Source organism: Bacillus paramycoides (genome assembly GCF_001884235.1).
In the GTDB taxonomy this organism is placed as follows: domain Bacteria; phylum Bacillota; class Bacilli; order Bacillales; family Bacillaceae_G; genus Bacillus_A; species Bacillus_A paramycoides.
Window position 1 is genome coordinate 17,488 of record NZ_MAOI01000102.1, and the last position, 17,227, is coordinate 34,714.

13 protein-coding genes and 2 pseudogenes are annotated in these 17,227 nt (G+C 33.0%); 6 read left to right on the forward strand and 9 right to left on the reverse strand.

Annotation, left to right across the window (positions count from 1 at the left end; genetic code table 11):
- The first annotated feature begins 115 nt into the window (after nt 1–115).
- The 4 genes from BAU28_RS22235 to BAU28_RS22250 all read left to right on the forward strand — a co-directional run bounded on the left by BAU28_RS22235 (nt 116) and on the right by BAU28_RS22250 (nt 5,309).
- On the forward strand, nt 116–1,309 hold the full coding sequence (locus BAU28_RS22235; RefSeq protein ID WP_071720019.1) for a NupC/NupG family nucleoside CNT transporter: 1,194 nt from the start codon (nt 116–118) through the stop codon (nt 1,307–1,309).
- Nucleotides 1,310–1,562: 253 nt separating this feature from the next.
- The gene (locus BAU28_RS22240; protein ID WP_083594876.1) at nt 1,563–3,098 is read left to right on the forward strand and encodes a spore germination protein; all 1,536 of its coding nucleotides are present in this window, start codon (nt 1,563–1,565) and stop codon (nt 3,096–3,098) included.
- Between the two features lie 4 nt (nt 3,099–3,102).
- On the forward strand, nt 3,103–4,203 hold the full coding sequence (locus BAU28_RS22245; RefSeq protein WP_071720020.1) for a GerAB/ArcD/ProY family transporter: 1,101 nt from the start codon (nt 3,103–3,105) through the stop codon (nt 4,201–4,203).
- The gene (locus BAU28_RS22250; protein WP_071720021.1) at nt 4,200–5,309 is read left to right on the forward strand and encodes a Ger(x)C family spore germination protein; all 1,110 of its coding nucleotides are present in this window, start codon (nt 4,200–4,202) and stop codon (nt 5,307–5,309) included. The genes BAU28_RS22245 and BAU28_RS22250 overlap by 4 nt, the downstream gene beginning before the upstream one ends.
- Nucleotides 5,310–5,496: 187 nt before the next feature.
- Here the strand turns inward: BAU28_RS22250 and BAU28_RS22255 are convergent, their stop codons facing one another.
- The gene (locus BAU28_RS22255) at nt 5,497–7,035 is read right to left on the reverse strand and encodes a thiol-activated cytolysin family protein (RefSeq protein ID WP_071720022.1); all 1,539 of its coding nucleotides are present in this window, start codon (nt 7,033–7,035) and stop codon (nt 5,497–5,499) included.
- A 576-nt stretch (nt 7,036–7,611) separates the two neighbouring features.
- Here BAU28_RS22255 and BAU28_RS22265 point away from each other — a divergent pair.
- Together BAU28_RS22265 and BAU28_RS31110 are read left to right on the forward strand one after the other, a co-directional pair.
- The gene (locus tag BAU28_RS22265; protein ID WP_000505684.1) at nt 7,612–7,716 is read left to right on the forward strand and encodes a YjcZ family sporulation protein; all 105 of its coding nucleotides are present in this window, start codon (nt 7,612–7,614) and stop codon (nt 7,714–7,716) included.
- 180 nt (nt 7,717–7,896) lie between these two features.
- On the forward strand, nt 7,897–8,070 hold the full coding sequence (locus tag BAU28_RS31110) for an efflux RND transporter permease subunit (protein WP_244158175.1): 174 nt from the start codon (nt 7,897–7,899) through the stop codon (nt 8,068–8,070).
- Here the strand turns inward: BAU28_RS31110 and BAU28_RS29420 are convergent.
- The 8 genes and pseudogenes from BAU28_RS29420 to hblC form a co-directional block, all read right to left on the reverse strand.
- Nucleotides 8,036–8,660 (reverse strand): annotated as a pseudogene (locus BAU28_RS29420) (IS6 family transposase). The gene BAU28_RS31110 and the pseudogene BAU28_RS29420 sit on opposite strands and share 35 nt — an antisense overlap.
- Before the next feature lie 151 nt (nt 8,661–8,811).
- On the reverse strand, nt 8,812–9,150 hold the full coding sequence (locus BAU28_RS22285) for a YmaF family protein (RefSeq protein WP_002175234.1): 339 nt from the start codon (nt 9,148–9,150) through the stop codon (nt 8,812–8,814).
- A gap of 142 nt (nt 9,151–9,292) precedes the next feature.
- A pseudogene (locus BAU28_RS22290) lies at nt 9,293–10,034 on the reverse strand (cation diffusion facilitator family transporter).
- 98 nt (nt 10,035–10,132) lie between these two features.
- Nucleotides 10,133–10,429, reverse strand: a complete 297-nt coding sequence (locus tag BAU28_RS22295) for a gamma-type small acid-soluble spore protein (RefSeq protein ID WP_071720052.1) — start codon at nt 10,427–10,429, stop codon at nt 10,133–10,135.
- Between the two features lie 260 nt (nt 10,430–10,689).
- Complete coding sequence (hblB, locus tag BAU28_RS22300; RefSeq protein ID WP_071720025.1) at nt 10,690–12,090, reverse strand: hemolysin BL regulatory component HblB; 1,401 nt, start codon at nt 12,088–12,090, stop codon at nt 10,690–10,692.
- Nucleotides 12,091–12,502: 412 nt separating this feature from the next.
- Nucleotides 12,503–13,630, reverse strand: a complete 1,128-nt coding sequence (gene hblA / locus BAU28_RS22305) for a hemolysin BL binding component B (protein WP_071720026.1) — start codon at nt 13,628–13,630, stop codon at nt 12,503–12,505.
- Between the two features lie 37 nt (nt 13,631–13,667).
- Complete coding sequence (gene hblD, locus BAU28_RS22310; RefSeq protein WP_071720027.1) at nt 13,668–14,888, reverse strand: hemolysin BL lytic component L1; 1,221 nt, start codon at nt 14,886–14,888, stop codon at nt 13,668–13,670.
- Nucleotides 14,889–14,954: 66 nt separating this feature from the next.
- Nucleotides 14,955–16,274 carry a hemolysin BL lytic component L2 gene (gene hblC, locus BAU28_RS22315; protein ID WP_071720028.1) on the reverse strand — a complete coding sequence of 440 codons (1,320 nt, stop codon included), beginning with the start codon at nt 16,272–16,274 and terminating at the stop codon, nt 14,955–14,957.
- Nucleotides 16,275–17,227: the final 953 nt, after the last annotated feature.

Consider the following 17,227-nt stretch of genomic DNA (forward strand, 5'->3'; position numbering starts at 1 on the left):
ACAATACCCCGAAAAATAATCCTCGCCTATTTTTCATACTTTCTGGTTATTAGCCACAGTGTGAAGAATAAGAGCTTTTTTATATACAAATAATAGACCTAAAGGAGTTGTTGACATGAATTTGATATTTAATATTATAGGGATTTTCATTGTATTATTATTAGTTTTCTTATGTTCGCCTAATAGAAGAAAAATAAAATGGAAACCAATCATTGTTCTGATAATATTTGAACTTCTTATTACATGGTTTATGTTAGGCACTAAATTGGGAAGTATCATAATTAATAAAATTGCATCTTTTTTCTCTTGGCTAATATCATGTGCGAATGAAGGTATTCGATTTGCATTTCCTTCAGCTATGGAAAATCAAACAATTGACTTCTTCTTTAGCGCATTACTTCCTATCATTTTTGTTATCACTTTTTTTGATATTCTTTCTTATTTTGGAATCTTAACTTGGATTATTGATAAAGTAGGTGCAATCATTTCAAAAATTTCTCGTTTACCAAAATTAGAAAGTTTCTTTTCCATTCAAATGATGTTTTTAGGAAACACAGAAGCACTTGCTGTTGTTCGTGATCAATTATCTGTTTTAAAAGAAAATCGTTTATTAACCTTTGGAATTATGAGTATGAGTAGCGTCAGCGGTTCCATTCTTGGTGCTTATCTATCAATGGTTCCAGCAACATATATTTTCAGCGCGATTCCTTTAAACTGTATAAACGCATTAATTTTAGCCAATGTTTTAAATCCTATAGAAATCACTAAAGAAGAAGATATTGTTTATTCACCTTCAAAAAAAGAAAAGAAAGATTTTTTTTCTACCATTTCAAACAGTATGTTAGTTGGGATGAATATGGTTATTGTTATTTTAGCAATGGTAATTGGATATGTAGCATTAACAGCATGTTTAAATGGTATTTTAAGTTTTTTTGTAGCTGGTTTAACAATTCAAAAAATCTTCTCTATTATCTTTAGTCCCTTTGCTTTTTTACTCGGTTTATCAGGAACTGATGCTATGTATGTAGCTGAATTAATGGGAATCAAAATAACAACTAATGAATTTGTAGCAATGATGGATTTAAAATCACACCTAAACACTTTACATCCGCATACTATTGCAGTTGCAACAACATTTCTAGCCTCTTTTGCTAACTTTAGTACAGTGGGTATGATTTATGGAACTTATAATTCATTATTTGGCGAAGAAAAATCATCAATTATCGGTAAGAATGTTTGGAAGCTCCTTGTTAGTGGAATAGCTGTTTCTTTATTAAGTGCTATGCTTGTGGGGCTTTTTGTATGGTAAATGAATATCGAAGATACTTGACACCCTTACAGATAAAATTTGTGTAAACAGTGCAAGGCATAAGGAAATATGTCCCCTTTATCATTCTAGCCAAGAAGACTCCCTAAGTGAAGAGTATATCCCAATGAGTAGTCGTGATTAGACTTGGCTTTCTGCGTAGCAAAAATTGCTACTGCAGTAAATAGTGGAATAAATCCCTATAAAATATACACAATAAACATATTGAAAAGTCTTTTCGAGGGGAGTCTATGTTGTGTTTCCTATTTTTAAATTTTTAAAACAAGGACGTTATTCTATAAATGATCAAGGCAATAGAAATTCAAATATACAGAAAGAAAATGTAGAAAATCATAACATCAACTGTGACTTATTCCAAAACATAAATAATCTTCAAATACTTTTTCAACAAGCTCCTGATCTGGTAATTCGTCAATTTCAACTAGTAAATAAATCAGAAGCTGCTCTAATATATTTATCCGGATTAACAGATACACAATCTATTCATAATAATATACTATCCCCTTTGATGCATAAACCGTTTGATATTAGTAATGGTCTCCCTGTCACAATAGGAGAAGTTCAAACAATTAATACTTGGAATCAAGTCGAAAATGCTATTTTTCAAGGGGATTGCATTTTATTAGTTCACGGTCTAGACGCAGGATATCAACTAAATACAAAAGGGTGGCCACAAAGAGATATAACAGAACCTAGAAATGAAATCTCGCTAAAAGGGACTCATCAAGGATTTGTAGAAACATCTAGTCAAAATATAGCTTTAATACGAAGGTATATTCCTAATAGAGAATTAGTATTAAAAGAGGTTTTAATTGGTAGTAGAGGAAAGACCAAAGTATCTATTTTATATTTAAGAGATATAGCTTCTAAAGATGTACTTAAGGAATTGGAAACTAGAATTCAAAATATTGAGGTGGACACGGTTATAAATACTGGTGAAATAATTGAATTTATTGAGGATAATCCTTATTCACCATTTCCACAGTTCATCTTGACCGAAAGGCCAGATTCAACTGTTTCTCACATCCTTCAGGGGAGATTCGGCATTGTTGTGGATCGAAGTCCAAATGTTTTGATTGCCCCCGTAAATTTCATTTCTTTCTTTCAATGGGTAGATGACTACGACACACGTTGGTTAGTATCTTCCGCTGTTCGATTACTACGCTTTATAGGCTTTTTTATAGCCTTATTATTACCTGCAACATATGTAGCGTTTATTTCATTTAATTATGAAGTTATTCCTGTACAGCTCTATTTATCAATTGCAGAATCAAGAGAACGCGTTCCGTTTCTTCCGGTGATGGAAGCTTTACTTATGGAGATTACCTTAGAAATGATGAGAGAGGCTGCCCTTCGTTTACCCACTCCCATTAGCCAGACCGTAGGGATTGTTGGAGGTATTGTGATTGGACAAGCTGCTGTTCAAGCAGGGATTGTGAGTAATATCATGATTATTATTGTTGCTGTTACAACTATAGCTTCTTCTATTGTTCCTAATTATGAAATGGGTTTGGCAATAAGATTATTGCGTTTTCCTATGATGTTATTAGCTGCTTTATTTGGAATTGTAGGAATTATTATCGGCTGGATGACTATAATTGCACATCTTATAAGTTTAGAGTCCTTAGGTACTCCTTATGGTAGTCCTTTGTCACCTTTTCGTATTTCAGGTATGAAGGACACCTTTGTTCGCTTTCCTTTGTGGTCAATGAAGAGAAAATCTAAAAATATTACAAAGAATCACAAAGAAACTAATCCTGATAAAAGGTGAAAATATGAAAAAATATGCATATAATGACATCACTGTCATGCAATATATCTTTATTATTAATGCCTCACAAGTAGGAACTGGAATCCTATCCCTTCCAAGGGTACTTGCAGAAAAAGCTGGCACAGATAGCTGGATAGCACTATTTATTGGCTGGTTTTGCGCTATGACCGCCAGCATTTTGCTAATTCAAACAGCCAAACACTATCCAAATGATACCTTATATGAAATTCTTATTCGATTTTTTGGAAAAATCATTGCTACCATGGTAATTATTCTTTATATGATATATTTTGCTTTTTACGCATGGACAGTTCTAATTAATGGCATGCTTTATATTAAGGGCTGGCTTCTTCCAAAAACAGCTGACTATATTATTTTGTTTTTGTTCTCTATTCCAACCTTTCTGGTTGCACGCAATGGTGTTCGGATATTAGGTCGATACTGTGAATTATGCTTTTATATGACAATGTGGATTCCATTTTTTTTCTTCATACCATTAGAAGATGGCAATTGGTTACACTTTCTTCCATTATTAAAGGAGGGTTGGAAACCTATCTTTTCGGCTGTTCCTTCTACTATCTTTTCCTTTATAGGATTTGAAATCGCATTTTTTCTTTATCCTTTTTTGCAAAAAAAGCAATATGCAACGCAAGGCATTCTTATAGCAAATACCATAACATTTGGATTTTATCTATTTACTATAGTTATTTGCTTTTTATACTTCAGTCCAGATGCAATTTTAGAGTTTAATCAACCCGTACTAAACTTGCTTAAAGTTATTGAATTTCGTTTTTTAGAACGGTTTGATATGATTTTATTAGCTATTTACTTAATTGTCGTCTCTACTGCATGGATTCCTTGTGTATACTGTGCTACATTTTGTTCTAGTCAACTAATTGGAAAACAAGATCATACTTCTCATGTAGCTATTTTATTATTGGCAGTAATTATAGTAACGTTTTGGATCCATCCCTCATGGAATGAATCTGAACTATTTCAAAATCTCACATCGAAAGCTGGACTTGTATTAGCTTTCTTATTCCCTGTATTTTTATGGATATATAACTTAATCCACAAAAAATTCTTTCGGAGGGAAGCACATTGAAGCAAAAAATATTATGTAGTGTTTTAATTCCGCTACTATTGCTCACAGGGTGTTTAAACTTAGACCAAATGAATGTAGAAGATGTTACACTCACTCTTATACTGGGTTTAGATTTGGACGAAAATGATAACTTGAAAGTATACTTATCCAGTCCTGTTTTCAATAAAGAAGCTAAGATTAAAGAAGAACAATATGGTGTGAAATCTGTTACAGTGCGAAACTCTCGCGAAAAATTTGATACCCTGGTTATGGCTTTGACATCAGGAAGCAAGACACAACTTATTTTGATTGGTAAGCGACTTTTAAAACATAAGAAATGGGTGGATTATTTAGATCCTTTTTATCGAGATCCCAAAAACACGGTTACTACAAGAATTGTTGCTGTGGATGGACCTGTTTCAGACATAATTTATTCTGCTCCCAAAAATAAACCTCGTCTTCCTATATATTTGACAAAATTAATTGATACTGGACATAGAAGAAATATTACTGTACGAACGACTCTTCAAGATTTTCATAACCAAACAAGAGAAAAAGGAATGACAGCGAGTATAAGTGCACTTAAAAAGAATAACAATATAAAGTTGACAGGTACAGCATTACTTGATGAACAGAATAGATATAAGCTAACTATTACACCAAAAGAAAATTTATTATTAAGCACTTTACAAAATAACATAAAGGGAGAATTTCCATTTACTATTGCCGTACCGCTACAATCTGAAAGCAAAGAAAAACATTGGTTAAGTTTTAGTGCTCAAGGTACCAAAGTAAAAACAAGTGTACAATATAAAAATCATTTTTTGTTTAATATGAATATACATATGAGAATTGTAATTTCAGAACGACTGTTTCCTTTTAATGTTAGGAATAATGGGGAGAGATTAGAAAAAAGCATTGAAAAGCAGTTAAAAAGTGAGTTAGAACGTTTCATAAAGAAAATACAAAAAGCAGAAATTGACCCTATAGGATTTGGGGTGTATGCACGAGCATATAAATATAAGGATTGGAAAAAAGTCCAAAAGCAATGGGGAAAAGCATTATCGAAGGCTGATGTTAAAGTTAATGTACATGTTAAAATTGGCGGAATGGGCACAATCAAGTAACAAGAACTCAAAATAATAATTTTTTAGGCACTTCTTGGGTAGCACCACATCGCTGTCAAGCTAAGTTTATATAGTAGCCCCTAAACGAAAAAATAAGCTTTTTTGTTAAAATAGTATATTGAATCCCTAATTAGATGCGTATGATATATTTGAAAAGCGCCCTGTTTACAGGGCGCTTCACTTCTACCTAATGACTAATATTAGCAGTTGGGTATAATGTTGTTCCTCCAATTGAAACCTTTATTTCATTTGTTAGTGGAACATTTTGTTCATTAATAATGGTTCTCCACCATTCCCATGCAAGACCTGTACATTCTCTCGCTACGACTTTTACATTTTTTGAATTCGGTGGAAGTGGTATGACTGTAGAGAAATGAGCAGTTTTGTCTCTGCCGCTTTCTTCCCAAGTTTTATGCGTTAGTACCTCTTTTCCATTTTGATCATATGAGAATTCATCCCAAGATACATCAAATTGAGCAACATATGCACCGTAATGATCAAGCGTCATTTTAGCACTTGAATATTCTGTAGTTGTAGTCTCAATATAATCTGTATTGTTATGAACAGCAGCAGTTGAGTTATCTTTTAAGAAAGTGCTTGTATATGAAATTGGGTATGCTGGATTTTTAGGACTTAATTCTGCATTATCTTTAATGATATTTCGTATTTCATTAAAATCTTTTGTAACAACCTTGTTATGCTCTTTCGCATCTCCGCCTAATACTACAGCGGTAAAAGTACTGTCTTCAAAAATATCTTTGTACTGTCCACTCGTTTCGACGCTGTTATTCTTAAGTAAGGCTTTAAAGGCAGCTTGTACATCTTTGCTCTTAGATGTTGTTTCTAATTTTACATAAATTGTTCTGCCATAAGCTACATTTGACACCATAACAGGCGGAGCCACATTACTTACCCCTTTACGAGTTAACTCACCAAAAGTAACACTATTATCAAAAAGATCGGATGGATTGTTAGGTAGTTCAGCACTTACGGTATAAAATATTTGCTTATATGCCGCAACCATCACTTTTTTCTCTCCATTTGCAATCGCATTAAAATCAATGTTCAGTGAATTGTCAAGATATTTAGCGTTAACATTAAGAGCACTTGCTATTTGAGATTTACTATAAACCATAGATTCTGTATACTGCATTCTTGCAGGCAGCGTATGTGTTTTTGAATACTTTTCATTCCAAGTAGATACTAAATCATCTACTGCTCCAGACACATTACCATATGTCGGATTTTGGACAGTTATTGTATTTTCTTTTCTCATGCCAGGTAAGTCTATACTAATATTCAAAGGATTTCTCTTAGCCACTAATAAACTAGGTTGATTATCTGCAAAAGCTTTATTTGCAAGTTGTACTGCTCCTGGATAAGTACGATTAGCCACAGAATCAATAATCGAAATATCGACTGGTGACGTTGTCAGTGATTTTTTCTCACGCTCAACTACTACAAATTTACCATTTGAATTGATACTTTCTTTCGGAACAAAACTCTCTACTTTATCACCATTTACTGCTAAAATATCTCTACTATCATACTTTAAATTTGCTATACCAGTATTAATGCCACTAGCATTTTTTGTTGCATCAGCTGAATTACCTGTTTGTGTTTCCGCGAAAGAAATAGATGAATAATTAATAGTGCATAAACTAACTAATAAACATGCTAGGAATTTTATTCTTTTGTTATTTTTCTTAATTTTCAGAAAAAACACCCCGTTCTTTTTTATCTTAAGATATGATAATGATTTATAAATGATTGCTAAATAATAAACTTACATAAATGCTTTTAAAAGTTCTTGAACTAATGGAATTACCCCACCTAAAAATTTCAAAACTGCCATTGCGATTTCCATATTATTTCCTCCTTTTTGTTGCTGTTAAGATATGATTTATCTTTATGCCTTCATTATAGTAAGCGCTTACATTATTATCAACACATTTTTATATGCAATATTACATATAAGAATGTAACAAGTTCCCTTTGCTTTGTTAATAAGAGTAGCATTAAGCATATTTTTCATTCGCCGATATTGGTCTTCCAGGAAAACATAAGTAAGTATTTTGGGTTCTAGTGCGAAAACTTCAAGATAATTGCAAGTAAAAAGATATATGGACGCGACCAAAAGCAAGATGGTTCAAATGGAGAGAAGACACTCAAAGGAGAGTGTCTTTTCTTTATTTTCAAAAGGACCTGCTCAATTCATGCGTAAAAACATAAAGTAAATTGAATCCGTTAAAATACAAGAGTGACCATGTGTTTTGTCCTCTTATCTAAAGGAGGAACTATTATGGGCTTTGGTGGTAGTTGTGGCGGCGGCTTTGCTGGTGGATTTGCTTTATTAGTTGTATTGTTTATTTTATTAATCATCGTTGGAGCTGCTTGCTTCTGCTAAAAAAACTATCGGAAAAGACACTCATATATGAGTGTCTTTTCTTTATGAAAATTATAAGTTTGGAAGAGAGTAACGAACGGAATTGTATTAATCGACAAAATCGAACGAAATTGAAAAGAAGGAATGCCTATTAAAGAGGCTGTATTGAAGGGTAGTCTTTAAAGGATTAGACCAATCTTTATGACAGCAGCAACAATCCTTACTTTATTACCACTTGCATTTTCTCATAGTACAGATACGGTTATTTCTCAAACATTAGGTATCGTGGTTATAGGAGGAATGGTTACATCAACAATTAACAGTTTTATTATCATTCCAATTATTTATGAGTGGCTTCAACACCACTCAATATAGAGATTGCTGTTTTATATGACTTTAATCTTAACATATAACAAACTCGTCTTTTAATAAACCGGTGATCTTGTTCCACTATATTATTGAGATATTTAACTTGCCTTAGTTGTATGCCTTCAGGCATATGTTTCTCTTCTTTCAATTCTTGAATCGCTACAGGATAGGCAGAGTTCTTATCTACTGTTATCACACGAGGTTTAGAAACATACGAAAAAGCCAAGGCCTTCTTGAAAAAGCGCTTGGCTTTTATTTATCTCTTGATTTACTTAGATAAAAATCAATTATATTACTCTCTGAATCAACTGCACGAAATACGTACTTTCATTGACCTTTTACTTTAATATATAGGTTTCATCGACTCTCCACGAATCATTTGTTAATTTAAGATGATGTCGTACTTTCTCTGCTAATTGAGGACCATATTGATGAACCCAGCGCATAATGGTTGTGTGAGCCATTGATAATACTCTTTCCTCCATCATTTCCACCAGGTTACGGAAGCTCAAATTGTACCGTAGGTACCACCTTACTGTTAATAAAATGAGTTCATGCTGATAATGCTCCCATTTGAACAAATGCTCCCTTTCCATACTGGTGACGCATCTTTTCTAGAGTAGTACTATCAGTATGTCCAGGTTTAAGAGATTTTTTGCATCAGAACCTTATATTCTTTTATTCAAGGTTTTTAAATGAATTGAAACAAAAGCTCTCTGTTTTCAACAGAGGATTTTTTTATCAGCCTTATTTGTCACCTGGTGCAGGTTGATCTACTCCCTTAACGCGATGTTTATGTCCATTATCTTCTGTCGTATAAAAATCATAATAATGAACATGCATCCCATTTCCAACTGGAATTGCTGGTCCAGAATATGCCTTGTAATGGTGCGTATGCCCATCCTCAAAAAGAACATACCCTTCTGTATAATGTATATGTTCCCCATTTGGTGCTTGTATTGGTGGAGATGTAACGTCTAAACATTGATGCACATGCCCACCTACAACAGATGTATAATCCACTGATCCATGGTTATGCTTCGGTACAAATCCAGAAACAAAATCATCTTTTCCTACTCTGTTCATTCTACTCATGCTCCTTATACACAAAAATAAGTTCTATAACTAATATGTTTTCAATTTCAAAATAATTACTACTATATATTTATCTAAACTAACAAAAGTAATTTCTAATTACCTACTTTTATAACTCTAAACTTTAACATGCTTATTTTTCTTGATACCACGGATTTAAGTGAATGAGCACTTCATCTACATCTGGATCATGCTCCATAATCGTCGTTTTTATCTCTCTACAAATATCATGTCCTTGTTGGATACTTCAATAAGCTAGGACACTAACCCTAACATCAATCAAAATATAGCGGCTATGTTCACGAGCACACATTATATCAATCCTTTTCACCAATGGATGTGCCTGAATTATCTTCTTATATTCACTACATTTTTCAGTAGGTAGACCACCTTCCATTAATATATATACAGCTTCTTTCCCCATACTAATTGCAAGTTTTAAAACAAAGAAGGAAACAAAGATTCCGGCTAATGGATCTTCATAAGCTGCATATGGAAATGGATATCTATCGTTTAGCAAAGCAATTCCAATTCCAGCGGCAATAGAAGCATAAACGTCAGCAAGATGGTCATAAGCAGTTGCGATAAGACCTTTTACTATTTGCTTTTCGGCCAATCCGTATTGTATATACATATAAGATTTGTTTCCAAACTAAAGAAACAACAGCCGCTATAAAAGCAATCATATGAGGCTCAGTCACTGGGGGAAATAATGCTTTTATTGATTCATAAGCAATAAATAAAGATGCTAGAATTAAAATAATAGCTACAATTCCTGAAGAAATGACTTCGGCCTTTTCGTGACCATACGGATGGTCCTCATCATACCCAAATAAAAAATCTTTCCTTTTCCTCTTTTTTATTTGGATTGACACATAAAAAGAGGTCCAAACACAAAAATAGGCTGCGGAGAAGACTTTCTCCACAGCCTGAGAAAACACTTCTCTTAAGATAGAGAAGTGTTTTTCCTTCATTATTGATTAGAGCTAGAAGATTGTGATTTTTTTGCAGCTGATTGTGCATTCGCTTGTTTTACTGCTTGTACATTTGTTTCAGTTGCAAATTCTGTACCATAACTAGCATTTGCACTTTGTGCACTTGAAGCTTGTGCTTTCTTTGCCTCTGCTTGTGCATTTGCTTGTTTTACTGCTTGTACATTTGTTTCAGTTGCGAATTCTGTACCATAGCTAGCATTTGTACTTTGGATGTTAGCGCCAGAAGTGGCCTTATTGTAACCTTGTTGTTTTTTGTTCATCTTTCTCACCTCCACAATCAATAATGTAACCAATCCATTTAAAAGCTATCCTTAATTTTATTTTTAAACTTCCGCATATTATTTCAACATTCATTCAAACTACATATTATGGAGATGAAAGTATGTACATAGGACGAGATATGACTGAACTAACCATGCTTTTAAGAAGTGAATGGAAAGAGAACTCTCTGAATCATCTTTTTCACTTAACTTAGTGCCCAGTTTAGCGTACCATCTCCAATTGCTGCGTAATTTTTCTGTCTAACTTTTCGGGTTCAGTTCATTATATTTTCTACTTTGTCTTTATATACAACATATTCTTTCCCATCCACTACTGCTACCACCGCAAATTCATCTTTTGGATTGAATGAAAGCCAGTCAGCCCACATGTTTGTATTTGGTCCTCCGCCCCACATATTATGAACAGTGTTTTTAGTTAAATTCATAACTTTATAAGACGCATTTGGTGCATTTGATCCAGTCTTTATTTCAAATGTATATGCGTTATGAATTTTTTTATAAAAGTAGAAAACGCTTGATGGACGAAGCTGATTCATAAAATCCTGTTCTTTTTTCTCTGCAATTTTTATCCCTTCTTGTAATGTGACAACATCTGTTCGTAATGTTTTCCAACTGTCTTTCGCTGCATTCAAGTTAGGGATTAAGAATTTATATCTATTTTGATCAACTTTTTGATCCGCTTTATCAACATGTCCCAGTACGCCCGCATATCGAGAGTCTAAATCATCCCATTGCGTGGACATATAAGTAAGAGCAGTAATAGCATTATCAATCGCACTATGCATATCACTAATATTATGAAACGCAACTCCTACTACACGATTTAATGTTATTTTATAATCTACATTCTGACGTAATTTTGCTAATTCCGGCTCTAACCAGCCTAACTTACCTCTTGCATCACCTATCATTATCCCACCAGCAATCAATGTGGGAATAAAGGGGATTTTCACCATGTCCAATCCCTTAGATTCTATATCTTTCTGATAGTTTACTTGCCCTAAAAGGTCCTCTAGACGCTTTTGATCATCCTCAACCGCAGCCCCTTGGCTTTTTAAAATAGACTGCAAGGTCTCTTTATGGCTTCCAAATACTCTAACATCTTCTCCAATATCATTTTTAAATTTAGTTAATTCTTCTATTAATACTTTTGCAGAATTTTGATTTTGTTGAATTTCCCCCCGTAAATCTGTAATCCCTTTTTTTAAAGTATCTCCATTCCCAGTATTGATTGCCTCTACTAATGTTTCATAATGATTTTCAAATTTTGTATCGTATTCAATAATACCTGTCAATGTATCTAAAAGCTGTTTTTTTACTTTCGTATTCCATGAAACTGCATGTTCTCTTGCATTCTTTTGATCTTGTACAATTTTACTAGGTAAATCTGCATACCCATTAATAGTAATTCCTTCAAAACTCACATCTGGATTATTAATTAGCAAATAAGAATATTCATTCATAGATTTTACAAATAATCCAGCATCTTGCACAGTTTTTTTCATCTGTTCTTCATTTGCTGAAAGAGACATATCTCCATTGTTAGTTTGTTCAATTTCACTTGCAAAGGCTGCTACTGGTGTGACTGCATAAGTAGTTGTCATAGTTAAAAACGCTGATACAGCGAGTATTTTATACGGAATTTTTTTCATCATTTCATATTCCTCCAATATAGAATTTGATTTCAAGTTCTATTCTTCTTTAAAAACGATGTCTTTCTAAATGGGTTATACATCTTTTATAAGTATCATCCTTACTTTCTTTAGCAGCCTTTAAATCATCAAGTATTAAAGGGAAGCTATGTTGTTGCATAGATTCGATATTATCAAGCAACTCTTTATAATCTGTCCCATATTAATCGGTTCTGTTGCAAAGTTTTAAAAAACAATTAAAACTGCACGGTTATCTTTTTATTTGAATGAAAATTATATAAGTGAAAGGCGAAGTCTTTAATGAGACTCCGCCTTTCTGGTATATAAGGATTTATTAATTGTCGCCTTACTGTTTAATAGTGTAATCATAGACTCTCTATGTTTTGGGCCACTATGCAACAGAATTAATATTTCCCTATTTTTGTGGCGCAACAGGTTCCACTTTTAATTCTTTTATCCCTTCTTTTAATGTGACCGCATCTGTTCGTAATGTTTTCCAACTGTCTTTAGCTGCATTCAAGTTAGGTTTTAAGAATTTATATTTATTTTGATCTGCTTTTTGTGATGCAGTCTCAATATGTCCCAGTACTCCTGAATATTGAGAATCTAAATCATGCCATTGTGTGGACATATAAGTAAGGGCGTTAATAGCATTATCAATCGCCTTATGCATCTGATCGATATTATTATACGCAACTCTAACTACACGATTTAAAGTTGTTTTAGAATCTACAGTCTTACGTACTTCTGCTAAATAAGGCTCTATCTTTCCTAAATTATCTCTCGCTGTACCTACTATTATACCGCCAATCCACCATAGGCCAAAAATACCAACCTTCATTGTTGTAAATCCATCAGATTCTAATTTTTTATAATAGTTTACTTGCCCTAAAAGGTCATCTAGACGCTTTTGATCATCTTCCAGTCCAGCTGTTTGATTTTTTAAAATTGAATACAATTGATCTTTATTGCTTCCAAACGCTCTAACATCTTGTCCAATATTGTCTCTTAACTTAGTTAATTCTTGTATTAATTTTTGTGTATGCGCTTGGTTTTGTTGAATTTCAGCTCGGAAATCTGTAATCCCTTCTTTTAAAGTGTCTCCATCCCCATCATTCATAGCCTGTACTAATGTGTCATAATAATTGTCAAATGTTGTATCGTATTCAATAATACCCGTCAATGTATCTAAAAGTTGTCTTTTTACTTGCGTATCCCATGTAACTGCATGTGCTCTTGCATTTCTTTGATCTTGTACAATTTTACCAGGTAAATCTTCGTACCCATTAATAGTAATTCCTTCAAAATTCACATCCGGATTATTAATTAGTAAATAAGAATATTCATTCATAGATTTTGCAAATAATCCAGCCTTTTGCAAGGCTTCTTTCATCTTCGCTTCATTTGCTGAAAAAGACATATCTTCATTGTTAGTTTGTTCCATTTCACTTGCAAAAACTGCTACTGGTGAGACTACAGAAGTTGTTGTCATAGTTAAAAGAGCCGATGCAACGATTAGTTTGTACGGGATTGTTTTTATCATTTTATATTCCTCCAATATAGGTTATGATTTTTAATTTCTATTCTTGTTTAAAAGCAATATCTTTCGAAATGAATTCTGCATCTTTATGAATATCATTCCAACTTTGTTTAGCAGCCTTTAAATCATCAGGTATCAACGAGAGTTTATGCTCTTGCATTTGGTCGATATTATCATACAAATCTGTATAATTACCCCCCATTTTATTCCATTGTTGTTGAATATTCGTTAGAGATAGTATCGCTTGATCCACTGTCTGATACAGATATGCTAAAGTGTCTTTCGCGTTAGTAAGCGAAATAACAGCTTGGCTAGCAAGATCAGCTTTTGTACTTAATTGTCCAATTTTGTTAGAAATTTCGTTATAGGAGTCCATATGCTTAGATGCCGTGACACCAGCTGCTGTTCCTAAACCAATTCCAGCTGCACCAAGAGCTGTAAGGCCACCAACAACAGCAGGTGTTGCTGTACCGCCAGTCACAACAATTACTACAGCTCCTGCAATAGCTCCAATAACTAAAATGGCTGCTCCTAATCCACCGCCAATTGACCATGCTAATACATTGTCAAAATGTTCTTTCTGAGTAGAATGCAGCTTCTCAATTTCAGCTTGAAGTTGCGGAATTAGCGCTTGTTGCCCCGCTAATAGTGCCGTTAATCCACCTTTTCCATCTGGGCCGCCTACATTATTTTTAAAATCTGTAGAATTTGTATATAGTTTTGTTTTGAAGTCCTGTAACATCTTAATTACTTCTGTAACCTCTTTTGAATTTGTATTAATTGTAGTGATTAAATCATTTATACCCTCTTTTAAGCCTGCCTTATCTTTCTTTTGTGCAGTATCTACTAATGTGTCGTAATAATTTTGAAATTGTTCATCGTAATTTACAATATTACGTGCTGTTTTTTGAATCTTTGGTTTCGCTGTATCTAGCCAATAATTCGCATTGATTCGCGACAGTTCCTGATTAAGGTGAATGTTTTTGATTAATTCTCCTCCTTCTGAACCTAAATCAATATTGGACAGATTTACATTTGGTTGTTTAATCATTGTTTTTGCGTATAAATCCATTACAAGAATATGAGACCCTGTTTCAGCCAATGCTTTCTTCAGTCCTTCAGGCCCTAATGCATAATTCCCTACTTTTTGTTCTTGACCAGTCGTTTCTTGTGCAAATGCATGAATAGTGTTACCGGTAGTAGCAGTTATAACCGTTGCCAGAGTAGCTAAAGTCAACACTTTAAATGGAAATTTTTTCATAACTATTCTCCTTCTCATTCTTTCGCTAGATTCTTATAATCTTTTTAGATTTTCAAAAACATAATATTAAAATTTATAGACCTGTTCTTCAAGGTAACTTATTACATTTTTTAATTGTCTTAATGTATCTTTTTGAGACTGTTGGTTAGTTGTATCAACATTAGTAGATAATTTTGTAAGGCTATTTTTTATTACACCCAAATCTTCCTTATAGTGCTTTAGTAGGTCAAGTTCTACATCTACTTGATTTGCAAATGTATGTAAATCATTTTGCATAATAAGAAGCATTGATTTTTGTAAATCTGCTATTTTTAGGTTCTTAGTTAAATCATAAAATTTTTGGTTTTGTGTCTCTAAATCTGCTAAATGTGTTCGCTGTTCTGCTGTTAGTTTATTTACTTCAGCGAAAGCACTATATGTTTTTTTAATTTTTTCAGGATCAATTACTTTCGTAAGGTCATACTCTTTTGTTTTTGCAACTGCAGCTGCAGCTATTTCAGCTTGTTTGCTTTTCTCAATTGCTTCACGGGCTTCTTTTTTGGCCGCTTCAATCTCTAGAGCAGATTTACCCTTTTCTTTCGCTTCTTGCTCTGCTTTTTTCTCTGCTTCTAAAATAGAGTTGTTAATTTCTTTTCCTTTGTTATACGCTGCTACCGCTGTTTGAGCAGCAGGTTCAATGATATCTTTTGAAAGGTTATAGACTTCTTTGAAAATAACAAACCCTTGTTCATTTAAAGCTCCTGGTAATAATGCTATTTGTTGTAAATCATTTTGAATTGATTTTTGGGTATTTTGTAATTCATTTTTTAGCTGATCTATTTTCCCTGTTCCATCTGAACTTAGTACACCCTGTGCTTTTGTTACATCCATATCGAGATCTTGAAGTTTTTTATCCAGCTGTAATTTAAGATCTGTTAATTCATTAATCTGTCTTTGTACGTTTTCTTGGTTCGTCATAGTCATATCTTGAAGAACTTCAAGTCTATCCACAAAGCCTTCTTTATCTTCTTTATTGTCTACAAACGCTTTTAATGTTGGATAATAGCTATTAAATTTAGTTACAAACCCTTTACTTTTTGAATTTACTAGAATTAAATTTGGATAAAGTTCTGATGACCATTCCTTCATATCTTGCTTGATTAGGGATTGATTTGTATTTAAAGCTGGGACTTCTGCTAGCTGTACATTAGGGCTCATTAAACCTTGATCAATATATGTTTGGATTAATTTAGATTGTGCACCTAATTTTCGTAATGATGAGGATATATCCATGCTTTCCTGTTGAGTTTCTGCATGAACGATTGGTGTTGCAAGAGTATTGATAGGAATAGTCGCCCCAGTTACAATTGATGTTATAAAAAGTCCTGTTATTATTTTATTTTTCATTCCGTACACCCCTTTACTATTGTCTATTTACAATCTTATACATACATCTTGAACGACCTAACGCTAGGCTCTTTTTTCACATGCTCGAGGAAGGAGAAATCTTTCAGATAGAGTGTTAAACCTCGTTATTATTTACTTCTCATAGAATGTAAGGATATTGTTTACTATTAATTTGAATATCAGGTTTTATAAAAGTAAACAATAGAATTTCATCACCTATATTTGAATTAACTGCCCAATGAATAGTATAATATTTATTTTTCTCTTGAGTTGCTGTTTGACTTACAAGAGCCCAGATAGATAAACCCATTGCTCCTACAGCTATCCCTGTCATGAGTTTTTTAATAATATAATAATTTCATAATATCTCGCCTAGTTTTGTCGACAAGGTCCTACAAGATTACAAAAGATGAAATTATACTGTACATTGCTTATACTTTTATTGCGGAATAAAATCACTTTTGCTATGTAGTAACTTAAAACACTTTTTTTACAAATGTGATACTTTTGAGATTTTAGACCCATTTAAAAATAACTGAATATTAAGATAAATAACTCCGACATAATGTTACTTGCAACTTTGCACATTTATTAGTGCAATCTTCTCCCCCCTTGAGTGGTCATACCAATTGCACCTTTATTAAAACATTAAATTTTTAATACGTAAATAGTAGAATTTTGTCGATTATATTCAATAATTTAACTATTAAGTATTAATACGACCGATAATGTTATATTTGTAAAATGATTTTTTAATATAATTCAAGTAATTATAGCAGTTACAACTTGATATACTTAGTTAAAAAGCGGTTATTTTAAATATATATAAAATAGCTAATATAATTTGAGTTTTGTTTAATATAATTTAATCACACTCTGCATATCGATCTCCTTTATTTAGATATGCATAATTACATACTTCTCCATAACAAAAAACAACAAATAAACAACAA